16 protein-coding genes and 1 CRISPR repeat array are annotated in these 16,797 nt (G+C 43.6%); all 16 genes read right to left on the bottom strand.

The window, feature by feature from the left end:
- Position 1 precedes the first annotated feature (1 nt).
- Positions 2-456: a CRISPR direct-repeat array (repeat unit 28 nt; unit sequence GAAACACCCCCACGCACGTGGGGAAGAC).
- 64 nt (positions 457-520) lie between these two features.
- Complete coding sequence (gene cas2e / locus JXA84_08570; protein MBN1151255.1) at positions 521-802, bottom strand: type I-E CRISPR-associated endoribonuclease Cas2; 282 nt, start codon at positions 800-802, stop codon at positions 521-523.
- Positions 780-1,649 (bottom strand): type I-E CRISPR-associated endonuclease Cas1, encoded by an 870-nt coding sequence (gene cas1e, locus JXA84_08565; GenBank protein MBN1151254.1) that lies wholly within the window; start codon positions 1,647-1,649, stop codon positions 780-782. The genes cas2e and cas1e overlap by 23 nt, the downstream gene beginning before the upstream one ends.
- A complete protein-coding gene (gene cas5e / locus JXA84_08560) occupies positions 1,646-2,398 on the bottom strand; it encodes a type I-E CRISPR-associated protein Cas5/CasD (protein MBN1151253.1) in 753 nt (250 codons plus the stop codon). The genes cas1e and cas5e overlap by 4 nt, the downstream gene beginning before the upstream one ends.
- Positions 2,398-3,543: a type I-E CRISPR-associated protein Cas7/Cse4/CasC gene (cas7e, locus tag JXA84_08555; GenBank protein MBN1151252.1), complete on the bottom strand. Its 1,146-nt coding sequence runs from the start codon at positions 3,541-3,543 to the stop codon at positions 2,398-2,400. The genes cas5e and cas7e overlap by 1 nt, the downstream gene beginning before the upstream one ends.
- Before the next feature lies 1 nt (position 3,544).
- Complete coding sequence (cas6e, locus tag JXA84_08550; GenBank protein ID MBN1151251.1) at positions 3,545-4,159, bottom strand: type I-E CRISPR-associated protein Cas6/Cse3/CasE; 615 nt, start codon at positions 4,157-4,159, stop codon at positions 3,545-3,547.
- A complete protein-coding gene (gene casB, locus JXA84_08545; GenBank protein MBN1151250.1) occupies positions 4,140-4,661 on the bottom strand; it encodes a type I-E CRISPR-associated protein Cse2/CasB in 522 nt (173 codons plus the stop codon). The genes cas6e and casB overlap by 20 nt, the downstream gene beginning before the upstream one ends.
- A 30-nt stretch (positions 4,662-4,691) precedes the next feature.
- On the bottom strand, positions 4,692-6,176 hold the full coding sequence (gene casA, locus JXA84_08540; protein ID MBN1151249.1) for a type I-E CRISPR-associated protein Cse1/CasA: 1,485 nt from the start codon (positions 6,174-6,176) through the stop codon (positions 4,692-4,694).
- A gap of 30 nt (positions 6,177-6,206) precedes the next feature.
- Entirely contained in the window at positions 6,207-8,792 is a 2,586-nt protein-coding gene (gene cas3, locus JXA84_08535) for a CRISPR-associated helicase Cas3' (protein MBN1151248.1), read from the bottom strand.
- A gap of 382 nt (positions 8,793-9,174) precedes the next feature.
- Positions 9,175-9,795 carry a V-type ATP synthase subunit D gene (locus JXA84_08530; GenBank protein MBN1151247.1) on the bottom strand — a complete coding sequence of 207 codons (621 nt, stop codon included), beginning with the start codon at positions 9,793-9,795 and terminating at the stop codon, positions 9,175-9,177.
- 2 nt (positions 9,796-9,797) lie between these two features.
- Complete coding sequence (locus JXA84_08525) at positions 9,798-11,192, bottom strand: V-type ATP synthase subunit B (protein MBN1151246.1); 1,395 nt, start codon at positions 11,190-11,192, stop codon at positions 9,798-9,800.
- Positions 11,189-12,964 (bottom strand): V-type ATP synthase subunit A, encoded by a 1,776-nt coding sequence (locus JXA84_08520; protein ID MBN1151245.1) that lies wholly within the window; start codon positions 12,962-12,964, stop codon positions 11,189-11,191. Before JXA84_08520 ends, JXA84_08525 begins: the two co-directional genes overlap by 4 nt.
- 13 nt (positions 12,965-12,977) lie before the next feature.
- A complete protein-coding gene (locus JXA84_08515; GenBank protein ID MBN1151244.1) occupies positions 12,978-13,298 on the bottom strand; it encodes a V-type ATP synthase subunit F in 321 nt (106 codons plus the stop codon).
- Positions 13,298-14,302, bottom strand: coding sequence for a V-type ATPase subunit (locus tag JXA84_08510; protein MBN1151243.1), 1,005 nt, complete (start codon positions 14,300-14,302; stop codon positions 13,298-13,300). Before JXA84_08510 ends, JXA84_08515 begins: the two co-directional genes overlap by 1 nt.
- Positions 14,299-14,892 carry a hypothetical protein gene (locus tag JXA84_08505; GenBank protein ID MBN1151242.1) on the bottom strand — a complete coding sequence of 198 codons (594 nt, stop codon included), beginning with the start codon at positions 14,890-14,892 and terminating at the stop codon, positions 14,299-14,301. The genes JXA84_08510 and JXA84_08505 overlap by 4 nt, the downstream gene beginning before the upstream one ends.
- Before the next feature lie 9 nt (positions 14,893-14,901).
- Positions 14,902-15,399, bottom strand: a complete 498-nt coding sequence (locus tag JXA84_08500; protein ID MBN1151241.1) for a V-type ATP synthase subunit K — start codon at positions 15,397-15,399, stop codon at positions 14,902-14,904.
- 22 nt (positions 15,400-15,421) lie between these two features.
- The coding region (locus tag JXA84_08495; protein MBN1151240.1) for a hypothetical protein at positions 15,422-16,797 on the bottom strand (1,376 nt) is incomplete at its 5' end.

Below are 16,797 nucleotides of genomic sequence, written 5' to 3'. Positions count from 1 at the left end.
AGAAACACCCCCACGCACGTGGGGAAGACATAAGCACGAAGCTTGTCTTTGATTTGCAATAAGAAACACCCCCACGCACGTGGGGAAGACTTAAACTTGGATTTGTGACGATGACCCGCTGGAGAAACACCCCCACGCACGTGGGGAAGACTCAAGGGCTTCGTCATTCAAGTTTATTGACTTGGAAACACCCCCACGCACGTGGGGAAGACAGAGCGAAGAGGAGCTTATCCGCATGACGAATGGAAACACCCCCACGCACGTGGGGAAGACTCATTTTCCTCCCGGAACATCTGCCGGAAGATAGAAACACCCCCACGCACGTGGGGAAGACCATACTTGCATTCGCCCACCACACGAGCAGTTGGAAACACCCCCACGCACGTGGGGAAGACCTACACGTGCCGATATACAGTCGTGACGATGGAGAAACACCCCCACGCACGTGGGGAAGACACCAAAATATTGTTGCAATTTTCAAATTTAAAACAATATGTTTTACTTTCATAAAAATTATGATTTACTTTTGTTTTTCCTGAATCAGTTGAAATCCTGAAATTGAAATCAACTCTCGTCGAGGGGTTCCAATACCTCTAACCTTGTAACCTGGTGGTTGCTTGATTCTTTGAAATATGATATTACCCGAATCAACCGAACAATGTTTATATAAATATTTCACGACATCATCGGCAACAGAATCTTTCACGCCTGAAATGAAAACATTTGGTCGAGGTTCTATAAACCATAGTTTCATCCTTCCTCTTACTGCAAGTGGTAAATCATTCGACAGTACGACTAGCACGTTTACCTCCATTTAAGACATATTCGATATCATCAGGAATCTTTGCCAATAAATCCATATCAATAACCCGTTTGCGAAATACACCTTCAATAATTGCTCTGTCATAGCTTCCTGCCATCTCAAGCGTTGCAGAAAATGCAAGGTCTATGCAGAGCTGTTCTTTATATAAATCTGCCATGTCATAAACAAATGGCAAGGGACTCCCCGAATGAATAAAACCGATATGGGGTGAATAGCCCAAGGCATAGATACTTGAAATGAGTATTCCATAAAGAAACGCGTTTGCTGAAGTAAGAATTTTATTTGTCATATCCGACATCGCAAAGTTTCCAGGTTGGAATGATCTACCCCACCAGCCAACCCCATATTTTTTCGCCAAATTCTCATAAAGCTGTCGTACACGATAACCTTCCATGCCCATCATTTCTTTTAGTGTTTTACCTTCAAGCTCCACGACAGGGAAACGCTTTAAAAACATACGTCTAGCAACTTCAACCGCTTTTACTTTATCGCAGGATAATTCCATCTGCCGTCGAAAATTTCGTGAATCTGCTGTTGGAGTTTGCCCGACGGCATAAAAAATCAAACTATCCTCCCCCACCCAACAAACCCCGCAATTTGCAGCAGCCAACACTTTAACAGATTCATGGGTCAATGTTGTTCCGGGCCCTAGAAGCAGAGTGCCAATCGTTGCAATAGGAAGGCGGACCACGTTATTGTCGCAGTCAATCCACTTTACGCTACTATCATCTACCTCAAGACGTCCCCTTTCCAAATACAGAAACGGGTATCTGTCTTTAACTTGCGGCAGAGTATCTCTCGTTACTTTTACCAATAGACGACTCATGATGATACTACTGTAACGCGACGATCACGGTATTTTTTTATTTCGCCAAACTGAACGGGTACATCATTGAGTGTCATTATATCTCCATCATACTCACCATCTAGGACGCGAAAGTCTTCCAATAATTGTTTATTCTGCGCCAATATCCCCGCTTTTTGCCATGCCTCTGCTATGCTTTCAAAAGATCCCTGAAAGATTTTCTCGGCAGGCACGCAATTTTTACGACCAAAATAGAGATCATAAACGGGATTTTGAAGAGCGTCACTAATGGAATCGTTCATGTCTGCTGGCAATTCCAGTAATACCGCAAAGCATGCATCCTGTAGATAGTAACGATAGGTCATCTTTACCCCGCCTCTTGTCCCATCGGCGTTTTTAGATTTGTTAGCCTTCTTTTTGATGGCATCCCATTTCATCGGTATTAATAAAGTCTGCCAAATGTCTTTATCATCGTAGCCGCTTCCAACCATATGAAAATCACGCAACAATGGTTCTTTATCTACTTTAACACGGGCTTGGCCATTTTTACCGGGTTTTGAACGAACATAAGAAATAATTTGGAGTTCTCTAGAACATAATTTAGCAAGTAAATCATTTTGCGGACCAGATGCACCCATTGCACAAAGCACCAAACCTAAAACACCCGACTTTGTTGGGAATGGCAGTGTGTCTCTACGCCCAAACTTTGAATCTGCTCCCCATGCCTGTAATGGAGCTTCAATCCATAAAAGTATATATTTTTTACCCATCATGACGCCTTGGCAATAATTTTTTTAAGATAAAATACAACATCGTCAATGCCATTATCTCCACCGTATTCAATCATACCCAGTTCACCGAACATTGAACCCCATAACTGTTTTTGTTTATCCAAATATGTCGTAAGTGCAGCTATGCTGGGCTCAAGTATACTGCCGTTTTCAGTTCGAACAGCTTTTTCAAACGGCACTTGTAAGCGTTGTCCTGTGCGAACAATAATGCGAGCAAAATCCCAGGGTGAGGCTCCGGACATGGTAGTCTGCCTTGCTGCGGGAATTGCTATAAAAAGTGCTTTGGTAAAAGCCTCGACAGCTTTGATCATATTGCTGCCTGCAAGATTTGTCCATAGCTGTCCCAAGTCCAGGCTGACATAGCGATAATAAGTTGCCGAGTTAAATTCAAGGCTACCCATGTGCGCGGAGCCCTGTTCTTCTTTGTTATCGTCAAGAGCCGTAAAAAATTCCACTTCATTACTGACGCGGTGGGTTGAAATGGCGTGTGCAAAAGAAGAAGCAGCTTCTACATTCATGGTTGCAGCTTGTGCGACCATCCTGCCGAAGAGAGCAATATCAATCCCGTCTGTTTCATAATCAAGTTTTGTTTTACCAATTAAGTCTGCTAATTCTTTAGCCTGCTTTTTAGCATCCTTTTGGGTGATTATCTTATCAGGATCAAATCCTTTATCTTTGAAAGCGTTGACTATCTTCCTGACCTCTGTTGGACTTAGAAAAAGAAGGGTATCTGTTTGTTCCAAAGAGGCTTCAGGTTCAGTTTCTTCTTCAGCTACGGCTTTTTTATTTTTGCCTTTAGTTTCTGGTTTTTTTATAAATATACGCTCAATTTTTTGACCACATTTTTCGGCTTGTTCTTCGGTGGCTCTTTGCTCTTTACATCCAGCAGCAATCAGATTGGCAATGAGCTTTGTTCTGGTTCCTTGAGGTAGTCCCATTTCATGAAGAGCCAACCGAACTTGTCTTTTCCAGCATTGACTGCTTACACGCGCGCGTTGAGTACCACCAACTACAGCTGTTTTGGGTGCTCCAACATCATCACGATTGAGACAAGTAATGGGAAAAGATTGAAGAATGTGAAATTCTATACGTTGACAACAGAATGGATTATTTTGCTGGTTCATTTTAATCTCCTTGCTGAGAATATATAGGTAAATTTGTATCCAAGGGAATGATTTGAAAAAGGCCAAAGCCGAATCCCTTGGCTCGACCGATTCCTTTAACAAAACTGTTCTGAAACTTGATGCGGTCCGTCACCTTCAGTTTTCCAACAAAAGTTACTCTATTATGAGTGACAATTTTATCGTTACCAAGGTCAAAAATTTGGACTCCGGAATTACGAATTTCAAGGCTATTCGCCATAATTTCAAAGCCCAGAATAAGAGCCTTATTTAAAAACCAACGAATAAGATTTTCGCACCCGCGAATTGCGACAGTTTTCCCGGTTTGTTTATCACGTTTGGTCGGATTGAGCATCACTTCAAATCCATAGTGGTCATATTCTAAAAAGTTGTTGGGTATCGGTTTGGATTCGATCTCACCAAATTGCGGCGCTTTCGGGTTATGTTCTGAAAGAATTAAAATTTGCCGTGTGTTAAAATCACCGCCTTTATCTGCAAAAAGGAAGTTCCGTGTTTCGCCGGGAAACAGCTCATAGACAACCCGATGAATGGAGTATGGATCGGTTATATTGAGCGCTTTACAGTCCGAACGGTTTAACTTAAGCATCGAGGCTATCATCCTTGTCCTCCTTTCGTCCATAGAAATCCATAGCCCAGCGCTCTTTGACCTTGGGACTAAAGTACAGCAGATCGTTGAGCAGTAGTCCGAAATTAATACGGACTCCTCGCGATTCAGCCAGACGCAGTAAAGGTCGCACCCAATGGCAGGCTTCCACACCCGTGTTACAGGCCAACAAGTGGCGTAGTTTACGTTTGGCAGAATCATCCTGGTTGCCATCTTTATAGCTTCTTGCAATTGCAGAGCCAATGCTGGACGGTGTATCTATGCTTTGCTTTGCACGTGCAAGTCCTGCTGCTACTGTTGCAAAACAAGTGCGTTCAATAGTGTTATCCAAATCACACCATGACACCAGATACTCCCAACCCTGTATCTCGGTGTCCGGATTATCCGCTCGTCTTAGTGCCGCCCCAAACGCATTATCCTTTTTCAATCTCTTAATGACGTACGCCACAAATGCTGCGCTTCTACTGTTCTTATTGGAATTATTTTCGATTAACATCATTCTCCTTTCTTCAGAATTGGTGAATTATTAAGATGTTACTTTTGAAAAATATTTTCCCAATTGTGGACGGTTGGCGGCCCAAGCATCGAGTTGCCGTGCTGTGTTTTTTGGGCAATAGGTGTCGTAGGCTTTCAGAGCAATTTGTGCATATTTGGGACGCAATGATTCAGCCGTATCTGACCCACAGGCATTGATAAGTTCTTGAAAATGTTGTTCTGCAAGTTGCCAGAAGAGATTTGCAGCTTGTGTGGCTTGATCTTTGCCCTCAGCAAACTGATGTTTGTAAAAACCCATTGTGGAACCATACACATTTTTAGCTAGCGATTCGATAATGGCCATTTCTGACTTTAGTTGTAAAAACCACGATTCGCCCAACCACGCCGTTTCAAGAAAAAACTCTGATTCTACGAAGTCATCTGTCCCTGAAGCATATTGTTCGCCTGCATTGCTGCTAACACACAATCCGCCGGACCAGATGCCCAATTTACATTGCGTATTTCTTACACGTGATAACCCGAAACGCAACTGATAACAGTCAAAAGAACCTTTTTTTTCATTCGCGAGAAACGCCAGAAGTGATGTCAACTGCCGCCATGGCCTTTTTTCTGTATCAACCCAGAGTACCCGTGCCTTTGCTGTGGAAAAATCAACGCCGGTACTCAAGTCAAAACCACCTTGAGCATATCCGGGATAAAAAATGCCTTCACTATAGTGTAGACCATCATTAGCTAAAAGAACAAATCTGCAAAGAGGCACAAGTCGACCAAGGTAGGTTGTTTTCAATTCCTTGGCTTTTTCACAGTCCTCACCCTGTGGCATTCCCTCCCAAGGCGCTATACCTATGCCCTTTGTCAAATGAGGCGCAGAAATAATCTGATTTTTTGGTATAAGGTTAAACCATAGTGATTCCAGGATTGATTCGCCAATAAGAAAGTTGTGAAGGAAGCCCATAAAACCCAGAGCAGGACCAGGTTTTCCAGCACTCGACTTCCCTTTTTCATTGCTCTTCTCTGTATAGCCTGGACTCAAGACAATTGAATTGTCTGTTTTTTTACCGCCTAAAGCAAAATTGCATAACTCAACAATGAGTATGGCTTTCTCGGCATCTGTCAAATTCTGTTCGATCTGCGATTGCACCAACACAGTCGTATTGCCTGTGGCAACACTGGCGGAAACAGCGCCATATGATTGTTTGGTAGCCTTCACGATTGAAGGCATCTGCAAAAAAGGCTTCACCCCATATAGCCAGAAGCAATCTTTTTTCTTTTTTAAATAAGACAATGCCTTCTCAGCCATTCCCTGTGTGCCTATATGTATCCAATCCTCATCATCCTCCGGGGTATAAGCAGCCTGAGCTATCGCTAACAGTAATTTAGTAAGAGCAATTTTCTGGATCGGATTGCCACCTAAGGCAATAAAGTGAGATTGCGAAAAAACATCTGCTAGACTAACCAAACCATAGTTCGCGATGGGTATCCATTTCTCGTCCACCAGATTAAATTTATTATCAATTTTTTCTGACATTATAATACTCCTTCAGTCTCACCATAAATCATTTGGTGTATCATTATTATTATTTTTTCGAGCACCGTAACCGTAGATTTCAGAATATGTTAACTCGTAGCTCTGTAATGCAATCCCTTGATCTATTCCACAAAGAGTCCCGTCCTCTCTTACAATCGCCACGCGAAAAGGGCTTTCATCTCTGTCTCCCAGATAAACAAAATCTTTAAGCCATTGAATCTGATGCGGTGAAGTAGACGGTGCAAGATGCGCAGGCACTAGCACTACGTTTTGCTGCAGCTCTGCAGCAAGACTTCGCCATTCCCGGTGGTCTTTACGTTTAACATTTTGAGGCAAAAGTAATTTCTTGCCATTCAACAAAACAAGTGTTATTCCTGTTTCATTGGAATATTTTTTTCGAATAAGCAATACTTCGCAACTTTCCGTCTCACTGTATCGCGTGGAAGCCTTGCTTTCCGGTAGTGTTTGGCCAGCGGTAGAAAGTCCAATGCGTGCCAGTCCTGCGAGTTTCACCCGATTGGCTTCGACGTCAGCCTTGCATTTGTTAAGAATGCCAAATTCTTGTTGCTCAGCATAGGTAGCTTCAAGCATGGGCCGAATATCTTTTGGCAACGAAACTTGTTGTTTTTTTTGCCAAACATCGAGACTACGATATAGTATGTATGGCATATATACTTTTTCGCTCTTACCCCATATGTTTAAATTATTATAGTTGTCTTTAAGGGAAGGAGCCAATATCCACACTTCGCGTTTTGCTGTGTTGGGGCGCAGTTCGTCAGCTTCCCGATGTCGCCACAGACGGCCGATGCGTTGAAAGAGCATATCGGTCGGGCAAATGCGCGTAATCAGGAAGTCCGCATCGATGTCAAGTGATTGTTCCAGCACCTGCGTTCCGACCAATATTCGTCCACATTCTCTACGTTTATCATAACCATCTTTGCCAAAGGTGTTAACCCATTTTTCTTCATTGCGCTTCCGGTCTGTGCGAAGAAATCGGGAATGAAGTAAACCGCATTCGATTTTCACCACACATTCCTGAGCTCGCGCTGCAATTATCTTAAAACGGTCTTGTGATTCTGCAACGATGTTTTCGATCCATAAAACTTGCTCACCGCGTTCAGCGCGGATTATCGCTTCTTCAAGAGCTTCCTTGAAATCGTTTTTCACACATACAGATACGGTGGCAGAATCTATATGTTTCACGGGTAAATAAAAAGAGGCGCTTTTCTTTGGTAAAGCAGATACCAAGGGATAAGATGTTTCATTACTCTTTTGACCAAGCAAGTCTGCACGTCTTTCCGCTGTAAGTGTGGCGCTCAGGATTATAACCGTGCATTGAAGTGCCTGTAGCACCTGGACTAACTTGTCCATAATAGTGCCTGTATAACAGTCATAGCTATGCACTTCGTCAAGTATCACGACTTTTCCAGCCAAGCCAAAAGTTCGCACAAACCCATGCTTAACATTCATCACGCCCATCAAAGCCTGGTCAATCGTTCCTACGGCAAAGGGTGCAAGTAAGCCACGCTTGCTGCTGTTGAACCAGCCCTTGCCCGGCATTCCCTCTTCGCCAAGTTCCGTATCCCGTAGCCATGCAGAACTATGGAGTAGCAAAGACCTAAATTTACAATCCTCTGTAAGTACCTTTTCAAGAAAATTATTCATTCGGTCGTAAATTTTATCGGAAGTAAGTTGGGTAGGAAGCGCAAAATAGATACCTGTGGTAGCGCCTTGTGAAAGAGCTTTATAGGTGGCATACAATGCTGCTTCGGTTTTACCAATACCCATAGGAGCCTCAAGGATATAAACACCTCGACTTTCAACTGCCTGGATGAGTTTTGTCTGTGCTTCGCGGGGACTCTTAGTAAAAGGAAAAATATCTGTAAAACTTAAATTCTGACGCACTTTAAAACCAACAAAACCTGCATTGTCCACTGCTTTACTGATTAGGTTATAATATGAAATCTTATCAATTTTTTCATTTGGTTGGAAACCATCAAAAAGAGAACAGGAGCCAATCCAGTCTGCTACACATACAAGCCCCGAAATCGCATTAGCTTGATTTTCATCACGCACAATAGGCCAATCGCAATCAAAAATCGTTTTAAGATCATCAAGAAGGTTCATCCTGCTTTTTTGCCATTCTATTCCACCGTAAATTTCATCAGTAGAGCAACCTATACTATTTGGTGACGTTCCGTGATGTCGTCCAAGAATTTGGGAGATGAATTTTTTATCGATATCCTGGATACATGCCTGACTGATTGCAGCATGTCCGCCGAGTGTATTATCCAACTCAGCTTTGCCGACTCCAATTAGATCTCCTACAGCAGAGTAAATTTTTTCCTGAAAATGAGGGCTGATTTTACCAATATCATGGGCAGCAGCAACTAACTCGCTTCCCTTTGGGAATAAAGTATCACGTAGCCATTGCGGCTGACGATTAATAAGTTCTCGAGCAATATGACCTACAATCTGGCAATGAATTGATACAGAAACACCTTTGATAACAGAACCATTCGCTTGTTTTACGGTTTTTGCTAAGCACTCATCAATTGGTAATACTTTTTGTGTTGTCTTTGAAATATTTTTTGGTTTTAACATTCTATTCAATTACCTAACAATAATATTATCGGTATTATTATAAACAAATAAATCTTTATTTCTGAGTGCACAAAATAAATAGATTTATACACCCCTTTTATTCTTTCATTAAATTTTACTCTCATTAAAATCCAAATTAAAGAATAAAAAATAAGAAAAACACATGGCGAAAAATGTAGAAAGTTTTGTGAAAATTTAACAGCAATATGTCGCAAAAGACAATTTTAGAATATTTATCAAAAAATACGAAATACCAAGAATACAAAAAACAAAATATTCATGAGAATAAAATGAATTTAAATTATTTTGGATAAAGAAAAGAATAAAAATGTTGCTAAAAAGCAGAAAAGATATCTGTTATTGAGATTCTAAACAGAAAAAATTATCTATCCCTGATAATATCCTTGACCTTCATCAGCCTCGAGAGGTTGGAGCGTTCCATTTCGGAAAGTTTCTGCCTTATGTAGCTTATAGTCTCTTCGAGATTAGGAATTAGAACGTATTCGAGCGTGTTGACCCTTCTTCTCGTCCTTGCCACTTCGTCGGCTAACATAGACACGGTTTTTTCCTTTTCGGCTAAAGAAAGCAGTTCTTCCGTAACCTTATCGAGAGCTTCGAGAGACCTGTCAAGTTCCACCGTAGTCTGCGCGAAACCGTAACATATGATCTCGCCTGCCACTTTCCGCTTGAAGGTCGGAACTTTCAGGTTCATGATCTGGTGTCTTCCGACTTCGATGGAAACTCTTTTCTTCGGCAGCATCAGAGCTTCTTCAACAAATCCAGGTTCCGTAACAGCTCTAGCGACAGCGAATTCAGCCATCGCTTGGGCAAGGTGTTTTTCAACTTTTATCCTGAGGCTTTTCACGTCTTCTATCATCGAGAGAAGTTTTCTCATGAGCTCGTCCTGTTTGTCTTTTAGCAGTTTGTGCCCTCTTTTCGCTATCACTATCCTGCGTCTTAGCTTGAGAAGCTCTTGTCTCGTCGGGTTGACTTCAAGTTTCAATTTTAGTTCTCCGATTGTTCAGAAGGTTTAAAATATTTTTCGATGTATTCTTCCCTGACCCTTCTGAGTTCTATCTTCGGAAAAACTGACAGCAGTTCCCACCCGAGGTTGAGGGTATATTCTATTGTCCTGTTGTCGTCGAAGTTCTGTGATATGTATTTATCTTCGAACTGCTGGGCGAATCTCAGGTATTTTCTGTCGAGGTCCGAAAGAGCGGCTTCTCCGAGGATCACGGCGAGTTCAGCGGCGTCTTTTCCTCTGGTGTAAGCGGCGTAGAGCTGGTTGAAAAGGTCGGCATGGTCTTCTCTCGTCTTTCCTTTTCCGATTCCCTTGTCTTTGAGCCTCGAAAGAGACTGCTGAGCGTCTATGGGCGGGTTGACGCCTTTTCTGTAGAGCGACCTGTTCAATATCATCTGTCCTTCGGTAATGTAACCGGTCAGGTCGGGGATGGGATGTGTCTTGTCGTCCTCTGGCATAGTCAAAATCGGGATCATCGTTATAGACCCTTTAGACTCCTTTATCCTTCCAGCCCTTTCGTATATCGTGGCGAGGTCGGTGTAGAGATAACCCGGATAGCCTCGCCTCCCGGGGATTTCCTTTCTTGCGGCTGAGACTTCTCTTAAAGCCTCGCAGTAATTTGTCATGTCCGTCATTATCACGAGAACATGTTTTTCGAGGTCGAAAGCGAGGTATTCCGCCGCTGTCAGAGCGCTTCTCGGCGTCGCTATCCTCTCGACAGCGGGGTCGTCCGCGAGGTTCATGAAGAGAACTGCTCTGTCTATGGCGCCTGTCCGTCTGAAGTCTTGAATGAAAAATTCAGATTCTTCGTATGTTATTCCCATTGCCGCGAAAACCACTGCGAATTCTTCTCCTTTACCGAGAACGCTCGCCTGTCTCGCTATTTGGGCTGCCATTTCGTTGTGAGGAAGTCCACTGCCGGAGAAAATCGGCAATTTCTGACCTCTGACGAGAGTGTTCAATCCGTCAATAGTCGAGATTCCAGTCTGAATGAATTCGTTCGGATAATCTCTCGCGAAAGGGTTAATAGGGGCGCCGTTTATATCCCTTCTAAGCGAAGGAATTATCTCAGGTCCTCCGTCTTTCGGGTTTCCCAGCCCGTCGAAAACTCTGCCCTGTATATCGGGGGATAGAGGCAGTTCTATTCCTCTTCCTTTAAAAGAAGCGCTCGTGCTTCCAGTGTCGAGTCCCGAGGTTCCCTCGAAAACCTGAATCAAGGCCTTATCCATAAAGACTTCGAGAACCTTTCCTTTTCTCAATTCCCCGTTGCCGAGTTTGAACTCGACGAGTTCTTCGTATTTCACCTCATGAACACCCTCGACGAGGGCCAATGGACCGGAGAGGGAAGTTATTGTCCTGTATTCGGTTCTCGTTTTCAATTTCCACCTCCGGATGAAGACGATTCGTAGAGATTTTCGATTTCTCTGTCAATTTCCCCTTTGATTTCTTCAATTTTTCCAATTTCACTCTCCCTGAGGTATCTCGCCCTGGAAATTTTTTCAAGCGCTCCAATATTCATGAGCTTTTCGATGGAAACATTCCTTTCCAGCGCCCATTTAGACTTTTCGTACAGATAGAGTATGACAGATAGTAGGATCCTTTGTTTTTCTATTGAAGAGTAAGTGTCTGTTTCGTGGAAAGCGTTCTGGTAAAGAAAATCCTGGCGTATTGACCTGGCGATTTCCATCGTCAGCCTGTCGGGAGCCGATAGCGATTCAAGGCCAACCAATCTGACGATTTCTTCGAGCTCCGCTTCTTCTTCGAGAATTTTCACCGTTTCTTTTTTAAGCCAAGTGAAATCCTCGCTGACTTTTTCGTCGAAATAACTTTCAAGCCCTCTGTTGTATAAAGAATAGGACCTCAGCCACGATATTGCGGGAAAGTGCCTTTGAAAAGCGAGTTTGTCTTCGAGCGACCAAAAAACTTTCACGACCCTCAAAGTAGCCTGAACCACAGGATCCGAAAGGTCTCCTCCGGGAGGCGAAACTGCTCCGATGACTGTCAACGCGCCTACACGTTCGTCTTTGCCCAGGCAGACAGTTTTTCCGGCTCTTTCATAGAAAGAAGCCACTTTCGCCGAAAGGTAAGCGGGGTATCCTTCGTCGCCAGGCATCTCTTCGAGCCTTCCGGATATTTCCCTCATCGCCTCAGCCCATCTCGAAGTCGAGTCTGCCATTAGAGCTACGGAATATCCCATGTCCCTGAAATATTCGGCGATTGTTATTCCCGTGTAAACGGAGGCTTCTCTAGCGGCGACAGGCATATTTGAAGTATTGGCGATCAGAACAGTTCTAAACATGAGGGGTTCTCCCGATCGAGGATCTTTGAGTTCCGGAAATTCGAGAAGGACGTCGGTCATTTCGTTGCCTCTTTCGCCGCATCCGATATAGACTACGATGTCCGCGTCCGACCATTTAGCCAACTGGTGCTGAATGACGGTCTTGCCGGAGCCGAATGGACCCGGTATGCAGGCGGTGCCGCCTTTGGCAACCGGAAAAAGCGCGTCGATTACTCTCTGTCCAGTCAGAAGAGGTTCGGTGGGAAGTATTTGTCTTTTGTAAGGCCTTGGTATTCTGACCGGCCATTTCTGCATCATAGAAATTTCTCTTTCTCCATCTTCGGTCTGTATGACGGCGATCGCCTCTTCTATCGTGAAATCGCCCTTTTTCAGAGTTATAAGCTTTCCATTTATTCCGGGAGGTACCATGATTTTGTGAACCACTAAAACAGTTTCCTCGACTTCTCCTAACACATCGCCTTCGCTGACCTCTTCTCCCTCTTTCGCCTTTGGGGCAAAAGTCCATTTTTTCTCCCTGTCGAGAGCTGGGACGTCAATTCCTCTGGTGATCATGTTTCCGGTTATTTTCCTTATTCTGTCAAGGGGCCTCTGGGTTCCGTCGTAAATTGTCTTTATCAGCCCAGGTCCGAGTTCAACGGATAAAGGATTGCCTGTGAGGTGGACAGGTTCCCCGACCCCAAGGCCAGCGGTGTCTTCGTAGACCTGAATCGATGCCCTGTCATTTTTGATCTCGATAATTTCGCCCATCAGACCCAATTCTCCAACTTTTACAACGTCGTACATCTTTGAATCCTGCATCTTTTCCGCGATGACGAGAGGTCCTGCGACCTTAATTACGACACCTTGTTTCACCTGTAATTCTCCTTTATTTTTCAGATAATATATCGGCTCCCACAGCGTGTTTTAAAGTCTCCCTGAGCTGATGAAGAGTGGATCCTGTAACGCCTTCTGAACCCGGAACAGCGATAATAGCCGGAATCGCCTCCGAGGCGAATTTCATCCTCGTGCTCAAGACATCGAGAGCGAAATCTTCGGTTATCATTACGAGGGCGTATTTTTTTTCCGCGAGAGACAGCAAAAGTTTATTCGCTTGTTCGGCTTTCTCAACCGGGAATATCTCTATGCCTATCGCGGAGAAGGGGAGGATCTGATCCTCTCTCCCAATAATAGCCATTTTCCCTTCCATCAGGCGACCTCCGTGAAAACCGTTCCGAACGTGTCGAGAGAAATCTTGCTTTTTTTGGATATGAATATTTTTCTGAGGTTTCTAATTTCCATGTCAACAGACAGGAAGTATGATACGATCGGCTCAAATCCGTTGAGAAAAAAACGCGCTTGCTTCAACATGTCCATCTCCATCTCTTGGGCTTTGTTTTCCATTTTAATCGGATCCGCATCCACGTAAGGCGCTAAATCATAGTATTCGCTCAGGGACAACAAGGCTTTAAAATCATCAATACTCTTGTAAAGACATGCCATAAAACTTTCCCGTTCAATTTTACCGCCGGGGACAAAAGGATCGATTTTCACCGTTTCTTCTTTCTGCTTTTTCAGCCTTAGAAACGTAACAGTGTTCAATGTGTCAGCTTTCAAAGAAAGCAGTTCCGCAAGGTAAGGACTTCTGGATATCTCCACTGAACGCTGGAGATGTTCGAAAAGATGACGGTCGACGACCAGATCGATGACTCTTGGGTCTTTGTCCTCGTAGTAACCCTCAAGCGCTTGTTCCAGCGCTCTCTCGATGTGTAGGGGAAAAACAATTTCATCTTCAGTTTCCTGCTCTTCGGCTATGAATTTGAATATTTCCAAAGGCAAAGCGCCGAACTCCGAATATGCTCGGCTTGTTTTCTTTGAAAAACGGCTTTTTACAGCTGTTTTTAGGTTGTGGTAATCATAAGAAGACATTACATAACTCCTGGCGCTTTCTTCCTCGCAGTGTTTTATGAAAAAAGAAAACACTTCTCTCTTTCTCGAGAGCAAGACGGATTCGTAGTCCCCGCCGGCTTGCTGAGCGTATTGGCCGTAAGGTGTCTCGTGAAGAATTTTTAAAGCCGAAGACACAGAAGCGGATTCCAACAGCCTTTCGTATCTCGAAGCGTCGATCAAATTGTTTTCAAAACACCTGACGAGACTCACCGCGAAGTTGTATTTGTTGTCGCTCGGCGCTTTTTCAAAATATGGTTTTCTCAACTGCTTTCCCCGCAGAGAATTTGGGAAGTGTCCGTTTCAAGAAAATACCTGTCTTCAGAGAGGATTGTCTCAAAAGAAGCGTCCGTGGTGATTTTCCCTTCTTGGAGCAACGCTCCTCCTTTGATCTTGGCGGTTTCCGAAGAAACCTTGAAATCTGCTTTTTTCCCGAAAGCGTCGTTCAGTTCTTTGACAAAATTTTTGCTGAGTAATTTACGGTCTTCTTCGTTGACGAAAATCGTTTCATTTCCTGTTCTCGCCGCGGCGAGTATGGCTTTTTTGAATCTCTGCTTGTATGCATCATCTCTCTTTAGGACAATTTTCAAAGATTCTTCAAAAACCCTGTCTATTTCACTTCTTTTTACAGAAAGTTTTTCAAGATTCATCTGAAGCTGAGCGAGGGAAATATGTTTGTCCTTTTCTCTTTCTGAAAGCTGTTTTATCATTTCTTCCTGCTCTCTACGAATCTTTTCGACCTCTTTCTTTCCCCTGCTTTTTATTTCAGTAACTTTCAAATCCGATTCGGTGAGGATTGATTCGGCTTTTTTTTCAGCTTCTTCGATGATCGAGTTTGAAATTTTTTCCTGTGACAACGTTGCTCCTTATTTTATGCTCGTCAAAAGGAGAAAACTCGTCAGAAGACCCAGTACCGCGTAAGTTTCAACCATAGCAGCGTATATAACGCCTTTCATAGCCTGGTCTGACCTTTTGGAGACCAGATGGACTCCCGCCAGGCATACTTTACCCTGATAAATCGCGGATACAAGACCGGTGACAGCTATCGGAAGACAAGCTATGAGTATTTGAACTCCCTGCATGACGCTTGAAACCGCGGCTATCTTGGGAAGAGCCAAGAGAGCTATGATTAAACCGTAAAAACCCTGGGTTCCCGGAAGAACGACGAGAAGGAAAAGATTTCCGAATTTATCGGGGTCTTCTCTTAAAACAGCCGCCGCGGCGGAGCCGGGATAGTTAATTCCAATCGCAGATCCTACACCCGCCATGGCGGAAGCGAGAACAGCACCGGCTATGGCAAAAGCCATACCGACGCCGTTCGTGGCGGTCTGAGAGACGACGGATAAAGCAAATAAATCGGTCATTAGGATTTTCCTCCTTTTTAAATCAATCTTTCAAAACGACATATTTTCCGGAAGAAGAAAAAGGTTTGAATTCCCTTCCCCCTCCTTCGAAAAATTTCGAAAAGAATTCTACGTATTGAAGCCTTAGAGTATGGACGAAAGCGCCGAGAGCGCTTATCGCCAAATTGAAAAGATGGCCTCCCGTAAAAATCAGCGCGAAAAGAATCCAGTTGACGACGGGAATTTTAATACCCGCAACCATGAAAGCCACAGTGTTCACAGCGATTCCTATTCCGGCTGAAACCATCCCTAACGCCATCAACCTTACATAGGACATCACATCTCCCATGTAGGAAAAAATACCCGATAGCACTATCAGCTTGAGAAATCCGAAAAATATTCTGAATCCCCAGTTCTTTTCGTCTCTCGCTCCGAAGACAAGAACAAAAAAAGCCATAATTCCGGCTGCTATAAGAGCCGGAAGCGCAAAAGAACTCGGCACAGGAGGGTTTTTACCTTCGACAAGGTTGAGGTCTATGCACATCTGTGATGAAAACAGGGCAGTTATTAGAGAAGTTAAAAGTATAATCCAAACACCGTAATCGAGTAAAGCGGCTATTATTTTTTTGTCTTTCCAAGCAGAGAATAATCCAATCGCCATGCCGAAGTATATCTGCAGCATCCCGAGCAGAAGGGCGATTCTGAAAAATATCATAGCCTGCGGAGAAGAAGAGCCTGGTAGGGGATTTGGATCCATGGGGTTAAACCACACGAGCTTTCCGAAAAAAGACGTCAGCCACGGGATTTGGACGTATGCTCCCGAGCCTTCCTTTAAAAGGTCTCCAAAGACTCCTCCTGTCAGAAGCCCGGCCGCTACAGTCGCGAGTCCGCCCCAGAAAAGCATCCACAGAAGTTTGTTGTTTTTCATTTTTGTCAATCCGAAAATGGAAAAGGCCGCTATTATCAAACCGTAAGCGGCGTCGGTCAGACAAAGAGCGAAAAAAATCACAAACCAGGGAGACAACATGTAAGTCGGGTCTATGCTTTTCGAAGATGGCATGCCGTACAGCTGAACTACGAGCTCAAAAGGCTTGAACAATTTTCTGTTTTTAAGAGCTACCGGAGCGTTTTCGGAATCATCCCATAAAATTTCTTCAACAGTTACCGAAGAGAACTCGTTCGAAATCGATTTAAATCTTTCAACATCACTTTTTTTAATCCACCCTTCAAGCACGAAAGCGTGCTTTGTGTGAAAAATACTCTGTTTTGCTTTTTTTAGAATTTCAAGATTTTGGTGATAGTCCCAGATAATCCTCAGAGACTCGATTTCAGCGACAAGTTTTTTGCTTCTGTCAAAAAGCTTTGTCTTTTCCGCTTCTATCGAAGCCAGTTCACTTTCGATTGATTCTATGTTTTTCT

This window comes from candidate division WOR-3 bacterium, assembly GCA_016926475.1.
In the GTDB taxonomy this organism is placed as follows: Bacteria; SDB-A; SDB-A; order SDB-A; family SDB-A; genus JAFGIG01.
This window is presented reverse-complemented; position numbering and strand designations above follow the sequence as displayed.

Excerpts from the sequence above, each read along its gene's own strand:
- cas1e (MBN1151254.1), bottom strand. The coding sequence starts at position 1,649 with ATGAGTCGTCTATTGGTAAAAGTAACGAGAGATACTCTGCCGCAAGTT.
- cas5e (MBN1151253.1), bottom strand. The coding sequence starts at position 2,398 with ATGGGTAAAAAATATATACTTTTATGGATTGAAGCTCCATTACAGGCA.
- cas7e (MBN1151252.1), bottom strand. The coding sequence starts at position 3,543 with ATGAACCAGCAAAATAATCCATTCTGTTGTCAACGTATAGAATTTCAC.
- cas6e (MBN1151251.1), bottom strand. The coding sequence starts at position 4,159 with ATGATAGCCTCGATGCTTAAGTTAAACCGTTCGGACTGTAAAGCGCTC.
- casB (MBN1151250.1), bottom strand. The coding sequence starts at position 4,661 with ATGTTAATCGAAAATAATTCCAATAAGAACAGTAGAAGCGCAGCATTT.
- cas3 (MBN1151248.1), bottom strand. The coding sequence starts at position 8,792 with ATGTTAAAACCAAAAAATATTTCAAAGACAACACAAAAAGTATTACCA.
- JXA84_08515 (MBN1151244.1), bottom strand. The coding sequence starts at position 13,298 with ATGGAAGGGAAAATGGCTATTATTGGGAGAGAGGATCAGATCCTCCCC.
- JXA84_08500 (MBN1151241.1), bottom strand. The coding sequence starts at position 15,399 with ATGACCGATTTATTTGCTTTATCCGTCGTCTCTCAGACCGCCACGAAC.